At 42.9% G+C, this 18,560-nt stretch carries 16 protein-coding genes; 10 read left to right on the forward strand and 6 right to left on the reverse strand.

Annotation, left to right across the window (positions count from 1 at the left end; translation table 11 throughout):
* Positions 1-171: 171 nt before the first annotated feature.
* Positions 172-1,599: a cytochrome c oxidase accessory protein CcoG gene (gene ccoG, locus Q4533_RS08250; protein ID WP_303502580.1), complete on the reverse strand. Its 1,428-nt coding sequence runs from the start codon at positions 1,597-1,599 to the stop codon at positions 172-174.
* A 168-nt stretch (positions 1,600-1,767) separates the two neighbouring features.
* Between ccoG and Q4533_RS08255 the strand changes: the two genes are divergently transcribed.
* The 3 genes from Q4533_RS08255 to Q4533_RS08265 all read left to right on the forward strand — a co-directional run bounded on the left by Q4533_RS08255 (position 1,768) and on the right by Q4533_RS08265 (position 3,525).
* Complete coding sequence (locus Q4533_RS08255) at positions 1,768-2,115, forward strand: hypothetical protein (RefSeq protein WP_102475837.1); 348 nt, start codon at positions 1,768-1,770, stop codon at positions 2,113-2,115.
* 87 nt (positions 2,116-2,202) lie between these two features.
* Entirely contained in the window at positions 2,203-3,105 is a 903-nt protein-coding gene (locus tag Q4533_RS08260) for a 1,4-dihydroxy-2-naphthoyl-CoA synthase (RefSeq protein ID WP_303502581.1), read from the forward strand.
* A gap of 210 nt (positions 3,106-3,315) precedes the next feature.
* On the forward strand, positions 3,316-3,525 hold the full coding sequence (locus Q4533_RS08265; RefSeq protein ID WP_102439900.1) for a DUF2061 domain-containing protein: 210 nt from the start codon (positions 3,316-3,318) through the stop codon (positions 3,523-3,525).
* A 50-nt stretch (positions 3,526-3,575) separates the two neighbouring features.
* On the opposite strand, the gene Q4533_RS08270 is transcribed toward Q4533_RS08265, so the two are convergent.
* Positions 3,576-4,781 carry a potassium/proton antiporter gene (locus tag Q4533_RS08270; protein ID WP_102475839.1) on the reverse strand — a complete coding sequence of 402 codons (1,206 nt, stop codon included), beginning with the start codon at positions 4,779-4,781 and terminating at the stop codon, positions 3,576-3,578.
* Between the two features lie 640 nt (positions 4,782-5,421).
* On the opposite strand from Q4533_RS08270, the gene Q4533_RS08275 reads away from it, so the two are divergent.
* The 4 genes from Q4533_RS08275 to pstB all read left to right on the forward strand — a co-directional run bounded on the left by Q4533_RS08275 (position 5,422) and on the right by pstB (position 8,842).
* Positions 5,422-6,231, forward strand: coding sequence for a phosphate ABC transporter substrate-binding protein (locus Q4533_RS08275; protein WP_303502582.1), 810 nt, complete (start codon positions 5,422-5,424; stop codon positions 6,229-6,231).
* Positions 6,232-6,305: 74 nt separating this feature from the next.
* Positions 6,306-7,217 (forward strand): phosphate ABC transporter permease subunit PstC, encoded by a 912-nt coding sequence (gene pstC, locus Q4533_RS08280; protein WP_076541861.1) that lies wholly within the window; start codon positions 6,306-6,308, stop codon positions 7,215-7,217.
* On the forward strand, positions 7,217-8,080 hold the full coding sequence (gene pstA, locus Q4533_RS08285; RefSeq protein ID WP_076541860.1) for a phosphate ABC transporter permease PstA: 864 nt from the start codon (positions 7,217-7,219) through the stop codon (positions 8,078-8,080). The genes pstC and pstA overlap by 1 nt, the downstream gene beginning before the upstream one ends.
* 12 nt (positions 8,081-8,092) lie before the next feature.
* Complete coding sequence (pstB, locus tag Q4533_RS08290; protein WP_303413193.1) at positions 8,093-8,842, forward strand: phosphate ABC transporter ATP-binding protein PstB; 750 nt, start codon at positions 8,093-8,095, stop codon at positions 8,840-8,842.
* A gap of 135 nt (positions 8,843-8,977) precedes the next feature.
* On the opposite strand, the gene Q4533_RS08295 is transcribed toward pstB, so the two are convergent.
* On the reverse strand, positions 8,978-11,128 hold the full coding sequence (locus Q4533_RS08295; RefSeq protein ID WP_102475843.1) for a heparinase II/III family protein: 2,151 nt from the start codon (positions 11,126-11,128) through the stop codon (positions 8,978-8,980).
* Positions 11,129-11,132: 4 nt separating this feature from the next.
* A complete protein-coding gene (locus Q4533_RS08300; protein ID WP_303502583.1) occupies positions 11,133-13,268 on the reverse strand; it encodes a heparinase II/III family protein in 2,136 nt (711 codons plus the stop codon).
* Positions 13,269-13,704: 436 nt separating this feature from the next.
* Between Q4533_RS08300 and Q4533_RS08305 the strand changes: the two genes are divergently transcribed.
* The 3 genes from Q4533_RS08305 (at position 13,705) to Q4533_RS08315 (ending at position 15,699) form a co-directional block, all read left to right on the forward strand.
* The gene (locus Q4533_RS08305) at positions 13,705-14,037 is read left to right on the forward strand and encodes a cupin domain-containing protein (protein WP_102437243.1); all 333 of its coding nucleotides are present in this window, start codon (positions 13,705-13,707) and stop codon (positions 14,035-14,037) included.
* Between the two features lie 18 nt (positions 14,038-14,055).
* On the forward strand, positions 14,056-14,997 hold the full coding sequence (locus tag Q4533_RS08310; protein WP_102437245.1) for a sugar kinase: 942 nt from the start codon (positions 14,056-14,058) through the stop codon (positions 14,995-14,997).
* Positions 14,998-15,075: 78 nt separating this feature from the next.
* Complete coding sequence (locus Q4533_RS08315; protein WP_102437247.1) at positions 15,076-15,699, forward strand: bifunctional 4-hydroxy-2-oxoglutarate aldolase/2-dehydro-3-deoxy-phosphogluconate aldolase; 624 nt, start codon at positions 15,076-15,078, stop codon at positions 15,697-15,699.
* A 256-nt stretch (positions 15,700-15,955) separates the two neighbouring features.
* On the opposite strand, the gene Q4533_RS08320 is transcribed toward Q4533_RS08315, so the two are convergent.
* Both Q4533_RS08320 and Q4533_RS08325 read right to left on the reverse strand, forming a co-directional pair.
* Positions 15,956-16,666 carry a 3'-5' exonuclease gene (locus Q4533_RS08320; RefSeq protein ID WP_102437249.1) on the reverse strand — a complete coding sequence of 237 codons (711 nt, stop codon included), beginning with the start codon at positions 16,664-16,666 and terminating at the stop codon, positions 15,956-15,958.
* Positions 16,667-18,532, reverse strand: coding sequence for a DUF294 nucleotidyltransferase-like domain-containing protein (locus Q4533_RS08325; protein ID WP_102475846.1), 1,866 nt, complete (start codon positions 18,530-18,532; stop codon positions 16,667-16,669).
* Between the last annotated feature and the right edge of the window lie 28 nt (positions 18,533-18,560).

The following is an 18,560-nucleotide window of genomic DNA, read 5'->3' on the forward strand; positions in this document are numbered from 1 at the left end:
TTGAGGCTATTGGCCTGTCGCCGTGTCAGTGGATGCGCATTATAGGCAAGTTAAGATTTAGCGCAAGGGCTTTTATGAAGAAAACGATAGAAAATGGCTTGTTCGTTGCTATTTCAAACGAAACGCACAAAAAAGGGACTAACCGTCCCTTTTAAGGCGCTATATCAGGCTTTACTCACCAAAGAATCTTGATTCTTGTTTGATGACAACGGCCTTATCATCAATGGTCGCGGCTACGATTAAGTTAATTTTAGTCACGGTTCGCTCTAACACCCCTGGATCGACAGCAATACTAATAGGTAAAGTGAGCACTTCACCCGCTTGCACTGATACGGTTTGTGGACCGCTCCATTCATATCCTTCAATACCATCCATCGAAAGTGCATATTGCTGTGCTTGCTCAGTTTTATTAAGTAGCTTTAAGGTATAGGTGTTCTGCACTAAGCCATCGTTGGTTATTCTATATAAAGCATTTCGGTCTCGGATAACATCCATTCGCACAGGGGCAATTGTGGCGCTGGCATAGATAAACACTAAGATCATGACTGTTAACGCCACACCATAACCCACCAATTTCGGTCTTATGATGCTTTCTTTAACGTTTTCTAATTTATTTTCGGTGGTGTAGCTGATAAGTCCCTTGTCATAACCCATTCGCTCCATTGTGGTATCGCAGGCATCAATACAGGCGCCGCAGTTAATACACTCATATTGCAGCCCATTACGAATATCAATACCGGTAGGGCAAACTTGGACACATAGGTCACAGTCAATACAATCACCTAAGCCCATTTCTTTAGGGTCTGCTTTGCGTGAACGTGGGCCACGGGTTTCACCACGTTTTGCGTCATAACCGACTATATAAGTGTTCTTATCAAACATGGCTGCTTGGAAGCGCGCATAAGGGCACATATGAATACACATGATCTCACGCATCCAGCCAGCATTACCGTAGGTTGCTAAGGTAAAAAATACTACCCAGAAATAAATGCCAATATCGGCATTAAGGGTAAATACATCAATATAGACTTCACGGCTTGGCACAAAGTACGACACAAAGGTCATCGCTGTAAGTAATGATATGAGTAACCAAGAAGTGTGTTTGGCTGTTTTACGCCATAGCTTATTAAAGCTCCAGGGCATCTGATCTAGCTTGATACGTTTATTTCGCGCACCTTCAAACTTCTCTTCTAACCAGATAAAGATAAATGTCCACACGGTTTGCGGACAAGTGTAGCCACACCAAACTCGCCCGAGATAGGTGGTAACAAAAAACAGTCCAAATGCGGCAATAGTAAAGAGTGCTGCCAATAGGGTTAAATCTTGCGGCCAAATAGTGAGATTAAAGATGTGGAACTTCTGTTCACCCAAATTAAACCACACGGCTTGTCTATCACCCCAAGGCAACCAAGGCAGGATAAGAAAGAAAGATAAAGTCGCCCAGCCAATACGGCGTCTTACCGTGGTCCACAGTCCTGTGACAGCACGGACATAGATACTGTTACTCGGATTAAAGCGATCCGCTTTACTGGCGTCGGGTTGATGAATCTTGATCCGGGTTTGCTTAGCATAATCTTTAGGTTGAGATTCTTGTGTCATCTTGATGCCTTACTACTCAAAAAAGGGGCAAATTCTGTTTAGGTTACAGAAAACGTTATTAATTTAGATAAAAATAGCCTGTAACTGCTACGCACTCGTTTATAGAGTGTTAATTGAGTGTATTATACTCGCATTGTTTAAACTTATTCACTTTAATTGGACTAAAAGATGAGAGGCTGGATCCTTATAGCACTGATTGGCGGCGTTATTTACTACTTTGCCACCGAAACCGACAAATTAGATGAACCTATTGCTGCAGTTGAGTCGGTATTCAACGATACAGAAAAAAAACTAAAATCAATGACGGGCACTAAGATCACCAGAAAGGAAGATATCATCCCCACCATTCCCAGTGAGGTGATTGAAAGACTGACAGCTAAAGAACTCACTGAACTGAAAAGCGTGTTTACTGACAATGAGTCTGTGAGTGCATTTAAAGATGAGTATTGCGGTTTTGGGCTGACACATCCTGCTATTAGTAAACAAAACCTGCAATTTATCTGCGATAAAATATAATTTTTGGCTTTCCTGCCCTATGTCAATTGACCTGAGAATTATTTCAGCCTAGCCTTTGGATAATCTATTGAAAAAGGCTAGCAAAAAATGACTCAGCAGGTTTCTGACATATTCGACCCAACACTTTGGGACACTGTAACTGACTTCGATTTTGAAGACATCACTTATCATCGCGCAAAAGATCAAGGTACGGTGCGTATCGCGATTAACCGCCCCGACTGTCTTAATTCATTCCGCCCAAAAACCGTTGATGAACTCTACACTGCGTTAGATCATGCCCGCCAATGGTCTGATGTCGGCTGTGTATTAATTACAGGTAACGGCCCATCAGCAAAAGGTCAGCACTCTTTTTGCGCCGGTGGCGATCAGCGTATCCGAGGTAAAGATGGCTATAAATATGAAGGCGCAGAAGAAGGTAAACCTAATGTGGCACGCATGGGCCGCTTGCACATATTAGAAGTACAACGCCTTATCCGCTTTATGCCTAAAGTGGTTATTGCTGTAGTACCTGGCTGGGCTGTTGGCGGCGGCCATAGCTTACATGTTGTGTGCGACCTCACCTTAGCTTCTAAAGAACATGCGGTATTTAAGCAAACGGATCCTGATGTAGGCAGTTTTGACTCAGGCTATGGTAGTGCTTATTTAGCGAAAATGATCGGCCAAAAACGTGCTCGTGAGATTTTCTTCCTTGGCTTTAATTATACCGCTGATGAAGCGTTTGATATGGGCATGGTTAACCGCTCTATCCCCCATGCTGAACTTGAAACTGAAGCATTAAGCTGGGCGAAAGAAATCAACAGTAAATCCCCAACCGCGATGCGTATGCTCAAATATGGCTTTAACTTGCCAGATGATGGTTTGGTTGGGCAGCAATTATTTGCTGGTGAAGCCACTCGTTTAGCTTATGGCACAGACGAAGCGCAAGAAGGCCGTGATGCATTTTTAGAAAAGCGCGACCAAGACTTTTCTAAGTTCCCTTGGCATTACTAATACTTACTGTTGCTTACTGTTGCTTACTGTTGCTTACTATCGTTAACTTAGAAGATGTTAGTCACTCATAGTAATAACTGCTAATTAAGCCGACCATTTCTCGGTCGGCTTAATTGAAAAATCAAATAACGCCTATCGATAAACTGACCTTTACAACCTAGATGATAACAATTATCATTTGCATCAAATTAATAAAACAGGTCATTTATCATGAAAAAAACAATCACTTTCGCCATCTTACATTTCTGTGTCGCTTTTACTGTCACTTATCTATTAACAGGCAGTATTGTTATCGGCGGCGCTATCGCACTATTAGAACCTGCTGTAAATACCGTAGTATTCTATTTTCATGAGAAAGTCTGGAAACGCATTGAGCAAGCTAAAGCTGAAGATACCTTGCAACAACTCAGCGCAGCTTAACCCCCATTTATAATGGCTTAGCCAATTACAGTATCAAATGATCTGATCGATCACTCTGCTTTATGCTGCTCTTTTTGCTCTAACCCAAGTTTATTGGCCAAGGGTGCAATAGCGCCGCCCTGAATAAACACAGACATCAATACAAAAAAGAACACCATGTGGACGATTTCTATCGCACCTGGTACGCCTGCCGCTGCAGGTATTAAGGCAAACACAATCGGAGTTGCCCCTTTTAGGCCTATCATTGAAATAAATAAACGCTTTTTCCAGCTGGCCTTCACAAACGGCAAGTAACATAACTGCACCGCTAACGGTCTCGCGACCAAGATAAGTAATAGCCCCGGAATAATAGAAATCCAAAAGACGTTCATTAATGTCTGCGGGAATATCTGCAGTCCGAGCACGATAAACATCAACGCCTGCGCCAACCAAGATAAACTATTAAAAAAGTGTAAATTAACCAGTTGGCCGCGCTTAATGCCATTACCTATCACCACACCAGCAATATAAGACGCCAGTAAAATATTACCGCCAAGCATCTCGGCGCTATAAGTAGCAATAATAAAGCTCGCTAACACAAATACCGGAATAAGCCCGAATTCAGCCAAACTAATTCGATTAAGCAGTAATACTGCTAATTTACCAATTAAGAAGCCCACCACAATGGCAACCAAAATCTGGCTCGCTAGGTGCAGTGATAAGGTTGAAATAGCAACCGCTTGATGAGAAGCCAGTGTCATATCGGTTAATACAATCACCATTAGCATTGCCACAGGGTCATTGGTGGCTGACTCGAACTCCAGCACAGTATCGGTTTGCTCTTTTAACTTAAGCTTTTTAGACTCTAAAATTGAAAATACTGCCGCCGCATCAGTTGAAGATACGATAGCGGCAAATAACAAGCAGGTGATTAGATTAAAATCCAGCAGTCCATAAAGAATTGCCGCAAAGATGAGTGTGGTAAATATCACCCCAAATGACGCTAATACTCCGCCTTCTTTATAGGCCACTTTAATTTTATCGGTGGAGGTATTTAAGCCACCGACAAATACAATCACATTAAGTGCCAACCCCCCTATCCATGCAGTTTGGTCGAGATTGTCATACACGAAATTAAACTCACCATTACCCAAGGATAAACCGACCCCCATAAATATCAGCAACGAAGGTATGCCTAAGGTGCGAGATGGATGGTGCAATAAAATGCCAATAACAATGAGTACTGAGATTCCAATCATGACCATTTCTGTTGTCATACATTTACCTTATATAGTGTGAATAATGTCGATGCTCTCTGCTGTAAGAGTGGGCGTTGCATGCGGTGTGCATATCTTAGTTGCTCGTAAACTTGGCAATGAAAAGGTAAAAAGACGATGTTGCAGTGTACATTGCGATGACTTAACCCCACTCAAACGGCGGTTAAGCTTACTAATTGTATATTATTTTAGCGCCTTAATTGATTGTCATAAAACTTTCATATTAGCCCAAATGTTAATAACCACTGCATAAAGAAAAACCCAAATATCGACACAAGGTTAAAATAAACTTAATTCACAATTAACTTAACACAGCAAAACAACTAGCTGACAAGCCCCGAACGCACCCAAGCACCCACTACAACTATATCCACATAAAGCCTGCAAATTTAAGAAATTAAAAGCCAACTTCCAAAATGCCTCACTCGACCACCCGTTACCGGTAACAACCAATTAACACCAACAAAACAACAATTAACCACAATTAATCCAAATTAATTTGCTCGCTTTTGACTGTAACTTAACTGTCATATTGATCTGTCTTAATGCACTCGCTTCAAATCGAACCTTAAAAGAGAAGCGCCCTAATGTTGATATCCAAATGGATTAAACGAACTACCTATATTAAGTGGAACTTGTGATGAAAAAAGTGATTGGTTTACTAACAGCTGTTGGTTTAATGGCAGCACCTCTTGTTCAAGCTGGTACAGTTACAGTGTCTGGTTCAACCTCTGTTGCCCACGTTATGGAAGTGCTGGCAGAGAATTATCAAAATACGACAAAAAAAAATGTTGAAGTACAGGGCACCGGCTCATCAGCAGGTATTCGCGCCGCTAAAGATGGCACCAGTATGATTGGTATGTCATCTCGTAATATCAAACCAAATGAATTAACGCCAAAAACAAAAGAAATTGTTATTGCTCGTGATGGTATTGCTGCTGCAGTAAATAAAGCAAACCCAGTTAAAGACCTGACTCAAGAACAAATTTCTAAAATCTACCGTGGCGAAATCAAAAACTGGAGCGAAGTTGGCGGCGAAGCACGTCCAATCGTTGTTGTTACTCGCGAAAATGGTTCAGGTACTCGTGGCGCATTTGAAGAAATCATGCAGCTACAACGTAAAGTTAATGGCCACACAGTAACTGCTATTACTCCTTCCGCTCAAGTCGGTAACGGTAACGGCATGATTAAAACCATCGTTGCTAACAACCCATACGCTATTGGTTATATTTCACTAGGTAGTGTTGATGATTCACTCAACGCATTATCAGTCAATGGTGTTGCAGCTACCGATAGCAACATTGCCGCTGGCGACTATCAAATTGCCCGCCCTTTCATTGCGTTAATAAATGAAGACGCACCAGCAACAGCAAAATCATTTATTGAATTTATTATGTCTGCAGACGGTCAAGGTATCGTTGCAGAAGAAGGCTACATCCGCGTTCAGTAATTACTGATTGAATGCATGGCATAAGAAGGCCTAGACCTTCTTATGCTGCTTTTTGTTTATATAGAGGTTGTAACATGGAAACGGCTAGCAAAATAGACATGACGACAAAGGTGTCACTGTCTCCTGCCAAGAAAATTGATTGGGTTGAACTACTCTTTCACGGGTTATTTTTTCTCAGCGCCATGGTCGGCGTGGTATCGGTCATCACTATTGGCTGGTTCGTTTTCTATGAAGGATTACCCGCATTTAAAGAAGCGGGAGTGTTAAACCTCATTTTTGGTAAAGAATGGCTACCACCTGCGCTTTACGGTATAGCCGCCATGATTGTCGCCTCGCTTGCTTCAACCATGGGCGCGGTAATGATTGGCGTACCAGTCGCAATATTAACCGCTGTCTTCTTAGCGGAAATTGCCCCAAAGTGGCTCGCCAACATTGTTAGACCTGCTGTTGAGCTATTAGCGGGTATTCCGTCGGTGGTTTATGGCTTTTTCGGTTTGATTGTTATCGTGCCAGCTATTGAAAGCATTTTTAATATTCCTGCAGGTAACACTCTATTAGCGGGGATTATCGTGTTGGCGATTATGATTTTGCCAACGGTTATTACGATTTCAGAAACATCACTACGCGCACTCACCCCGACTTATAAAGAAGGTGCTTTAGCCTTAGGGGCATCGCACATTTACAGTATTTTTAACGTATTAATTCCTGCTGCTAAAAGCGGAATTTATACCGGTGTGGCTTTAGGTGTCGCCCGCGCCATTGGTGAAACCATGGCCATTATCATGGTGATGGGTAATGCTCCTGCTATGCCAGGTTCACTACTTGAACCTGCACGTTCATTAACGGCTAACATCGCTATGGAAATGTCTTATGCAACCGGCATCCACTCAAGTGCTTTATACGCTACAGGCATTGTATTACTGGCCTTTATCGTTTGTTTAAATGCTGGACTACTTTATCTAAACCGTAAAAGAGGGCATGCATAATGACTCAAGTATCAAACAAGCAATCCCGAGTGTTTAAAGACAAGGCTGCACTGGCAGGCGTTTGGGCATCTGCAGCGCTCACCATCGTATTTTTACTTTGGGTCGTGTGGCACATTTTATCTAACGGCTTAAGCCATGTCAGTTGGGAGTTTATTACCAGTAGCTACACACGCATTGGCGAAGCATCAGGTATTTGGGCGATGATTGTATCAACCGTTTATATGGTTGGATTGTCACTGGGTATCGCAGCGCCACTGGGGATTATGACCGCTATTTACTTAACCGAATACGCCAAACCTGGCAGTAAATTGGTTGAAGTGATCCGTTTTTGTATTGAATCATTAGCCGGTATTCCATCGATTGTTTACGGTCTGTTTGGTATGACCTTCTTTGTGACAGTACTCGGCCTTGGGTTCTCTATCCTTGCTGGCGCGCTGACACTATCAATGCTGATTTTACCTGTGATAATCCGCACCACTGAAGAAGCGCTAATGGCGGTACCTATGAGCTACCGTGAAGGGGGTTATGCACTGGGCAGTTCAAAGATTTATACCATTTGGCGCCTCATTTTACCTAACGCATTACCGGGTATTGTGACCTCAATTATTTTGAGTACAGGCCGGGTTATTGGTGAGTCGGCACCGGTATTTTTAACCGCGGGCATGGTGACACAAATTCCTGAATCAGTATTAGATTCTGGCCGCACCTTAACCGTGCATTTATATAAACTCACCCAAGAATTATTTACTCAACATGAGTGGGATCAGGCCTATGCCACAGCCACCATCTTGATTGTATTAGTGCTAGTACTCAATCTAGCCACCAAAATTATCGCAGCTCGATTTGATAAACATTCACATTAAGGCAATTTAAAAATGAACAAGCTTGAAGTCAATAATCTCAACCTTTTCTACGGCGAAAACCAAGCGCTGAAGAATATTTCATTGCCTATTCCTGCTAAACAGGTCACGGCGTTAATTGGCCCGTCAGGTTGTGGTAAATCAACCTTATTGCGCACCTTAAACCGCATGAACGACTTAGTGGCAGGGGTAAAAATTGATGGTGATGTGTTATTTGAAGGCGAAAACATATATTCAGACATTGATGTAAAACAACTGCGGATGCGCGTGGGCATGGTATTTCAAAAACCCAACCCATTCCCAATGAGTATTTATGACAATGTTGCCTTTGGCCTAAAAGCGCAAGGCGAAAAAGACAAGTCAGTGATTGATAAAACCGTAGAGGAGTCTCTACGCGGTGCAGCATTATGGGATGAAGTGAAAGAACGCCTTCATAGTCCAGCACTTGGTTTATCAGGCGGTCAGCAGCAACGTTTGTGTATTGCACGTGCTATTGCTATGCAACCTGAAGTGATTTTGATGGATGAACCAACCAGTGCGCTTGATCCTATCGCCACCCATAAAATTGAAGAGTTAATGGACGAGCTACGTAAAAAGTTCACCATCGTAATTGTGACTCACTCAATGAATCAGGCAAAACGGATTTCAGATAAAACCGCCTTCTTCTGGATGGGCGAGTTAGTTGAACATGCAGATACCGCCACCTTATTCCAAAACCCAGTAGATAGCCGCACTCAAGGTTATGTTAGCGGTGAATTTGGTTAAGCTGTCTACTAAATAGTTTATCCAAGCCTGCTTATACTGCCCGCTAAAGACAAAAAGCCCGAGACTAACATGGTTAGCTCGGGCTTTTTTGATTGGTAATAAATAAGACTGCTTATTAGGCAGCCTTATTGGCCATTAACCAATATGCACTTCACCTTTCCAGCTTACTGTTTTACCAGCAATTTCAAGGCTTGTGTGGCTGTCTGCATTGACATCAGCTTTGTTTGATACAAACACATTAACCTCTTGGCCTGACACCAGCGTCAGTTTCACAGCTGATGCATCAGCTGTGTGAGTGAGTACTTCAACCTTGCTCACTTGACCGCGAGCATCAGTGCTCGCTTCAATCGCTTCATTGAAATAGCCATGGGTTTCATAGACGTTAGCAAATAAATGCGTCTTGCCTTGCTGACGTAACAGCATTACCGGCTCGCTGCGTAAGTTAAAATCAGGATCATTGGCGCCAGTACGGGCAAAAATGACTTCACTGTCTTGGGTTGCGCTGCTCACCATTGAATAGTAGCTGCTGCCCATTAACCAGCTTACCAAGCTGCCTTGCTGATCAACCTTGCCTGAAGCAATGTTCCACAAGTGCTGATAACCTGATTTTTCACCGACAGGCTTAAGCTTAGACGCCGTTTGGTACTCAAAATCAGTACGGATAATTTGACCGCTGTGATGCATTACATAATCATAGGTATGCTGCTCGTCACTGGTTAAGCGGAATAAATCCAATACGATTGGCTTAGCAATGCCGGCAACTTCGAACATCACTACTGTGCGTTGTTGATCAACCCCTGGGTAGTAGCCACGTACAAATGCACTCATGGCTTGCATGTTGTTATCACCTGCCACAAAGAAGTGCGGTTCACCCCAACGTGCTTCAGCAGTGGCGGTGTCACCTTGGTTTTGACTGGTTTCATCAACCACAACTGTATTGTGAGCAACAGTTTGCTTACAGTAGCTTTTGTTTTCAGGAATATAACGACCGCCAAATTTTGGCTCAACGTTAACCCAACGGCCAAAGCCATAGTCGTGGGTCACTTCTTGACCGTGATTAAACAGGCTGAGGTGTAAACCATCAAAATGACCGTGATCTAATGCTGAATGCAATTTATGGTCACTGCCGTGTTGGCCGTACCATAGTAGCGCCATGCTATCGTCAGCTTTAACATCACGATGACGTAAAATTGAAATACCGCCGCGCTCGCCTTGTGGGCCATCGGTTAGCTGTAAACTACCCCAGTTAAAGCCTGCGAGTTTTTCAGAGTTCGCTACACCGTCAGATAATGCGGCACCTGATCCATGTACCCAAACCTTGTCTTGATGCACTGCCATTGATTTAAGGTTGTCATCTTGGGAGTAACGCTTAAAGCACACGCTAGTGGCAATTAAAACGCCTTCATCTTTAATGTCCATGGTTTTAGATGAATCATTAAGCGCTGGCAACACACCATTAGGGAACGCGGTAGACATCACGGCGTAAGTGGTGGTTTTAATCACTTGATCTTTCAAGTTATAGATATCGATTTCAGGCTGACGACGTTGAATAGTCTCAGCAAATAAGTAAATCGGTCTAAGCGAGAAACGGTGATAATACGGACCTTCCATATAGTAACCATCTGGCGAGAACAGTTGCGTCAGCTGAGCAATAAAGCCACCTGATACGCTGTCACCCGCTAAGCCATAAAGTGCTTTATCAACACTGGCTTGGTCGTTAATGGCGTAACCACAAATACCCACACCCGCCACAGCCCAAAGGCCATGGTTATGGACGATGTCAAAATCGTGGGCATAAGTATCAACAAACAAGTCAATCATAGGACGGAATAAGTCGTTTTCGATTAACTGTTGTTCGTCAGTGGTTAACTCATGACGAATACACGAATAAGCACAAGATGCATACAGCATCCACATGTTTTCATTCAGTGTCTGATGGAAAATACGCCCCGGTGGGTTTGAGTCACGGCTAGTGTTCAGCTCAAAGCTGGTATACACCTTAGCGTACTCAACCAACATGGTTTTAGCGTAATCAAGGTAGCGCTTATCTTGAGTGATCAAGAATAAACGCCCTGCTAAATCCAGGTGGATGTAGTTTTGCTTGTGGCGGTTATGCTCATAACCGCCCGCTTCACCGTGGCCAGGAATTTCAATGCCGACAGGTAAATAAGCTTCAAGGGCTGCCACTTCAGTAGCAATAGAGCGGCCCATTAAGCTGTCTGTATTTAGATGAGTACGTAACTCGGCAGCTTCTTCAAAGCTCATTAATAATGGTTGGTAACTCATGGTATTAACCTCTTACTTCAACAGCAAAGTAACCCTGCCATTGGAAATCTTGATTGTTAAATGTCACGCTAGTTTTGCTCTCGTCAGTCACGCCAACTTGGTTACTGACCATCACAATGATTGAGTAATCTTTAGCGATAATTTCGATGACCGATCCCTGCTCATTGGTGCCAATAACCTTAACCTCGGTAATTTGGCCGCGGGCTTCAGTACTGGCTTCAATGGCTTCATTAAAGTAACCATGAGTCTCAAGTACGTTGGCAAATAGCGTGTCTTTTGCATTGCGACGTAATACTAAGCCTGGCTCGCTGCGTAAGTTAAATGATGGGTCATTGGCGCCGCTGCGAGTAAAGATAACTTCGTCTTCTTCGCTTGATGCCGTAAGCCAAGTGTAATAGCTGCTACCTTGTAACCAGCTCACTAAAGTGGTGTCTTTTGCTTTACCTTGACCAACATTCCAAAGATGTTGATAACCAAAATCATCACCTAGCGTCGATAACTCGGCGTGAGTTTGATAATCAAAGTTTGTCCGCACGATTTGACCATCGTAATGCAGTGCGTAGTCATATTGATGCGCCACCTCACTGGTTAAACGGTATAAATCAACCAAGATGGGTTGTGCTAAACGCTCGTCGTTTATCATGAGCAAGCTACGTTGCTGATCAACCCCTTCATAGAAGTCACGACAAAATGCACTCACACCTTGAATTTCTTTATCATCACCGCTAAAGAAGTGTGGTTCACCGTGGCGGCTATCAGCTAATTTAACGTCAAAGTTGTTTTGACACTTTTGATCTACCGCTACCGCATTATGGGCAATAGTTTGGCGAGCATAAGATTTGTTTTCATCTAAGTAACGACCACCAAATTTTGGCTCCACGTTAACCCAGCGACCAAAGCCGTATTCACGTAATACTTCTTGGCCATTGTTAAAGAAGCTCACTCCTAAGGTATCAAAGTGACCATGGCCCATGCCGTGTTGACCGTAGTTCATCACTAACTGGCTCACATCGCCTTTATTACTTTGCATACGTAAAAATGCCTGCGCGCCACGATCGCCATTTGGGCCTTCGTTTAGCTCAACACTGGCCCAGCATGGGTTAAGCGCTGCGTCATTGTTATCAAATGCGCTTGACAGTGCTTGCCCGCAAGCATTAACCCAAACGCTATCTTGAATTTGTGCCATACCTAAGATGTCATCATCTATACCGTAATGTTTCGCATATAAGCTCAATGCAACCACAACGCCCGCATCACAAATATCCATGGTTAATGAAGCATCATTTAATGCAGGGAATACCCCATTTGGATAAGCTGTTGCTAGCATTGCCTTAACGGTTTTGCCAATAACTTGGCCATTAAAGTTAAAGATATCTAACTCAGGGCGGTGACGGTGAATCGCTTCAGCGAATAAACATAATGGACGGATCGCATAACGGTGATAGTAAGGCCCTTCCATGTAGTAACCAGAAGGAGCAAACAACTTACTGATTTGCGCTAAATAACCGCCTTCAATGTCATCACCTTTAAGACCGTGAATAGACATTTCAACATATTCAGGCTTATCGATGGCTAAACCACACATGGCAACAGCTGCTACAGCCCAGATGCCGTGGTTATGGATGCGGTCAAAATCGAATGCATACTTATCAGTAAACATATCTAACATTGGCTGGAATAAACCATCGATAATGGTTTGCTGCTGCTCAGCAGATAACCAATGGCGAATACAGCTATAACCTAAGCTAGAATAAAGCAGGAAGACATGTTCATTGAGGATTTGATGAAACAAACGACCCGGTGGGTTAGTGTTCAATTGCTCATGATAATCAAGCTTCAAATACTTATCTGCATAAGCAAGTAACAGGTCAGCTGTATACTGAGCGTACTTGTCTTCACCTGTTACCAGAAACAAACGTCCTGCTTGGTTAATATATTGATAGTTTTGTTTGTGACGATTATGTGCATAACCACCCGCTTCACTATGGCCAGGGACTTCAACCCCTAACGCCATAAACGCGTCAGTATCTTCAATTAACTTGGTTAAGCTTTTACCCATTAGGCTATCTTTACCTAATTCATTGGCGATTGATGTGATTTCCGACTGTTCAAAAAGTACCGCTTTAATGGCTTGCGACATATTAACCTCAAACTAAAAGTGCTCATCTGAATCTAAAATAATACAAATAAACAAAAATTTCAGCATATATAAACTAATAATAGACTTGGATCACTGACTATTAGTTTTAGTTTTCACTATCAACTGTGCTTATTAAAATAATGAATAAATTACATAATTTATTTTTAACCCGATAAATCAATCAGATAGATGTATGACCTGTAAAATAATATAAAACAAATACGAAGCCGATCACAGTTACGGTAGATTTGTATTACAAATAAAAGTATTTTACTAGTACACTTAGATCATACTAAACAAGGTGGCGTTCGATTAACGTACAAATTGAGCGGCAACTTTAGCCAAGATAAATAGTCGATACCACAAAGTTCAATCAAGCACTAAGGCCTGATGAATATAGCTTACTTGCTGCTATCGACAATAAAAGGAGATTGTAATGAACGCATTTTATGAAGACGACAAAACCGCTTGGGAAGACCTAGGTGATGGTTTGAGCCGCAAAATAATTGGTTATACTCCTGATTTAATGGCTGTATTTGTAAAATTTGATAAAGGTGCCATCGGCCACCCGCATACTCACGACATTCACGATCAAATTGGTTATGTGGCTGCAGGCAGCTTTGAAGCTGAAATCGATGGTGTTAAAAAAGTGCTTAAAGCTGGCGATGCTTATATTGCGCCTAAAATGGTGATGCATGGTGCCGTCGCGTTAGAGCAAGACAGTATTTTAATTGATATGTTCAATCCTGCTCGTCAAGATTTTCTATAAAACCAAATAGGAGCTGATATGTCTATGTTAAAGGTCGGTATCATTGGCGAATGCATGATTGAACTGCAACAACGTGATGGCGAACTTGTCCAAAGCTTCGGTGGTGACACCCTGAATACTGCGGTGTATTTATCTCGATTAACTCAAGATAAAAATATGACCATCAGCTACTTCAGTGCCTTAGGTCAAGACCCCTTCAGCCAAAACATGCTTAAAAGCTGGCAACAAGAAGGCATAGATACCCAGCACGTTCAAATTATGTCTGAAAAGCTGCCCGGTTTATACGCTATCGAAGTCGATGACGAAGGTGAGCGAAGCTTCCATTACTGGCGTAATGATGCCGCGGCAAAATTCTGGTTAGAACACGCTTCAGCAACACTGCTAACAACGATCAGTCAATACGATGTGTTGTACTTATCAGGTATTAGCTTGGCGATTTTAACCCCTAAAAGCCGAGCAATACTGTTCGACGTCCTGCAAAAGTGTAAAGACAATGGCGGCAAGATTATTTTTGATAATAACTTCCGTCCCAGATTGTGGCAGTCACATCAACAGGCCCAAGAAAGCTATCTTAAAATGTTGGCCCTAACCGATATTGGCTTACTCACGTTTGAAGACGAACAAGCCTTGTTTGGTGACACGCAACTGGCAACCTGTATCGATCGCAGCCTCAGTGCAGGCATGAGCGAAGTAGTCATTAAGCGCGGTGCAGAAGAGTGCCTCATCGTCACCAAAGACGGCCAAGTTAGTGTGCCAGCCACCTTAGTAGAAACTGTGGTTGATACCACCTCAGCGGGCGATTCATTTGCTGCTGGGTATTTGTCACAACGTTTACTGGGCGCAAGCCAACAACAGTCAGCGCTTACCGGTCATGCATTAGCAAGTGAAGTGATCCAGCACAAAGGTGCCATCATTGATATCAGCGTAATGCCAGCAATACCAATGGCCTTTGATTCATAGCGCTAAGTATTTTCTGCAACAGTTTTAGGTAATCCATTTGGGCGAATTACCGCTAGTTATTATTCAAAAGGAAACAATATGAGCACGCTAAACGAAAGACTAAAACAGCTAAAAGTTATCCCGGTCATTGCCATAAAAAATGCCGATGATGCGGTGAAACTCAGCCAAGTTTTAGTTGAAAATGGTATGCCTTGTGCGGAAATTACCTTCCGTACTCCAGCAGCGGCTCAAGCCATTAAGAATATGCGCGCAGCTTACCCTGATATGTTAATTGGTGCGGGCACGGTATTAAATTCAGCAACGGTAGATGCGGCTATTGATGCAGGCGTGGATTTCATTGTTAGCCCAGGTTTTAACCCAAGCACGGTTAAATACTGTCAGCAACGCGGTATGCCGATTATCCCTGGTGTAAACAACCCATCATTAGTTGAGCAAGCAATGGAAATGGGTTTAGACACAGTTAAGTTTTTCCCAGCAGAGCCTTCTGGCGGCATATCAATGCTAAAAGCATTAACCGCTGTTTACCCAGTAACTATCATGCCTACTGGTGGCGTTTCACCAAAAAACATCAATGACTACTTAGCTGTTGATGCTGTGGTTGCCTGTGGTGGAACTTGGATGGTGCCAGCGAATTTAGTTGATAATCAGCAATGGGATGAAATTGGCCGTTTAGTTCGTGAAGCGGTAGCTGCACTAAACTAATACCTGTGGTGAATATAATGAGTTGCTGCAAATGAGCAAGTTGCAGCGCTTATTAAAAGATTAACAGAAAGACCAAATCATCATTTTAAATCCGATATAAAAGCTAGTGCAGAAACTAGCGAAAACCTAATCCCCATGCTCAAATAATAATAAAAAAATCATACTCCCACTCCGGTGGTATTCTTTCCCCAATATGGATATTGGGGATTTTTCGCTTTATGCCTGCAGCTAACTAAACCACGATTAAACCACAACGTTAAGGGCGATAGACCTGCTTAATCTCTCCTGTTTGATTGCCAAATAATTTCGTGCATAAGGCCAAATAAAGCTCTGCGGTAGCCACTGCATCAACCGAGGCACTATGACCATGGTATTCAGGTAAACCGTAACGCTGTCGTATCGATATCAGTCGATAATCACCATCTTGTTGACTAGCTTTGTTCAAGGTCATCGACTTTTCAATCGCTAAGGTATCAAGCCACAACAGTGGCATGGGTGGTAGCTGATATTTTTTCATCAAATAATGATCAATAAACTGCTGCTCAACTTGCTTACCATGCACTAACAGTAACTTACCCTGCATCTGCCGAAACAGATGCTCCATCACAATATCCAACTTCTGCGCCCGATTAACCATCTGCGGCATAATGTGGTTTATCACCGCGGTTTCTGGCCTCACCACACCTTTAATATAGGTATGGCCGACACTGGCTAAGTCAATTCGCTTGCCACGCATAGTAACGTAACCAACACTCAAAATATGATCTTGCTTAGCATCCAAACCACTGGTTTCAATGTCTAGCGATAAATAGGTGAGTTCAGTGACCTTAGCTCCAAGCTCTGGCAACGGCTGGGTTAATAACGCCAATAAAAAATCCGGTAATTGCGGATGCGCAGCAATATAATCCTGCCTGGCTTTATTGAGTCGCGTTAGTGGGTGAAAGTGGTTTAGCCATTTTTTTATCATTTAATTACCACTAAAGCGAAGCTTGGCCGCATCCTGAAGGTTACTGATAATTCTAAAAGCATCTTTTAAATGTTTACGCTCAAATGAGCTGATCGAGCTCGGCTCCATGTGATTATTGGGTTTTTGCCCCTGACGCAATGCCGATAGTTGATGGTTATAACGCACTTGAGTCACAAAATAGAAGGCCTCAATAATATCTTTAAAGTCATCTTCATGGAGTAGCTTTTGATTCACGGCATACTCAAAACGATGTCGAGTCCCTGACTCTGAACACCCCACAGCTAACCCATAAATACGTGCTAAATCGACAATTAAATTCAAGGCATACTTTTTAATATTAAGCACCTTAGTGTTATTACCGCTTTTTTCTACCACCAATTTATTAAAAATCCCTAAAGGTGGCTGCACTCGAACGGCATCAGTAACCAGCGAATGCAAAAACTGATGATCTTGGGCAATTAATTGATGTAAGTGCTGCTGCAGTTCAGCGGAAAAATTAGCATTGCCATGTAAGCTTCGCACCTCTAAAAATACGCTGACATTCATCAGCATGCCATATTGGGGATTGCTGACCCACTTGCGGTAAAACTGTTTCCATACAGATAAGGTCTGACACCATTTAGGGTTCGATGCCATGTAATGACCGGTACAGGTGGGATAGCCGCAACCATCCAAGCCTTGATTAACGAATTCACTAAGCTTAATAAAGTAAACTTTATCTTCTTCTGTCGCACTGTCATCCATAATAATGGCGCTATCTTGATCTGACAGCATATGAATTTCATTGCGGGCGTGGGAGCCTGCAACCACCCAATTGTAATCACAAGGTGGTGCGCCAAATTGCTCTTCGGCCATTTGAATTAAGCGGCGATTATAGGCATCCATGATCATCGACATCACTTGGCCGATAATTTCGGCGCTTACCTTGCCATCAACTAGGGCCTCAAAAATCGCTTGCCGCTCTGAAGTTAACTCTGCCAACCCTGCTGTAGTCTCGGTGTATTTGATTTTCTCAATTAAGAAAATCGCCTGCATCCGATGTTTTTGCACCAAGTGCGACGAGGTTAGTAACCCCAAAACTTCATTGCCACGTACCACAGGTAAGCTGCGAATACCCGACTGCATCATTAAAGATGCCGCTTTTAAAATTAAATCATCAGGGCCAATGGTAATAGCAGGCGTAGTCATTACCGTATGAATAGGCAAACTAATATCAAGGCCATCTGCAATGACTCGCTTGGTCATATCTCGGTCGGTAATAAGGCCAACAATGTTAGCGTCTTTTTTGATAACTGCGGTTGAGGTGCGGCAGGTATCACGCATTTCTTTGGCGACATCTTGAATGCTCATATCAATATCAACCACTGCAGCATGACCACTGGCCACTTCAGAAACTTTCTTTAAAAATAGGCCTTTCTCTTTATTGGACCACACCACATTTAAGGCCGAACGTAAGCGCAGTTGCGCCGCTGAGGAGATACTTTCACTAAACTGTTGATGTTGGGCGGTCAGTTTAAGCAGTTTTGAATGAGGAATTAAATACAGCAAGGTGTTTTCGATGGCGGTCGCGGTATAACCATCGAGGATATTCTTTAGGGGCTCTAAAAAGGTAAACCCGAATAAGTCTTCAGGGCCCATTTTTGAACGCAACACCCCGTCAGGCTTACGCTGCTCCATGGAGCCGGTACGAATAATATATAAATATTTTTCATTCGAACCGTCGCTGAATTGGATCTGCTCACCACGGCCAAGGTAGGTAATACTAATGCAGCTGGCAACATCTTTTAAAACGTCCCCTGACAGTTGATCAAACGGGTCAATTTGCCCAATAAAATCAACAATATTAGGAATTAGCGATTCATCCATTATCTTCTCTCAATCAGCGACGGGTAGA

This window comes from Shewanella sp. 6_MG-2023 (genome assembly GCF_030547195.1).
Classification (GTDB): domain Bacteria; phylum Pseudomonadota; class Gammaproteobacteria; order Enterobacterales; family Shewanellaceae; genus Shewanella.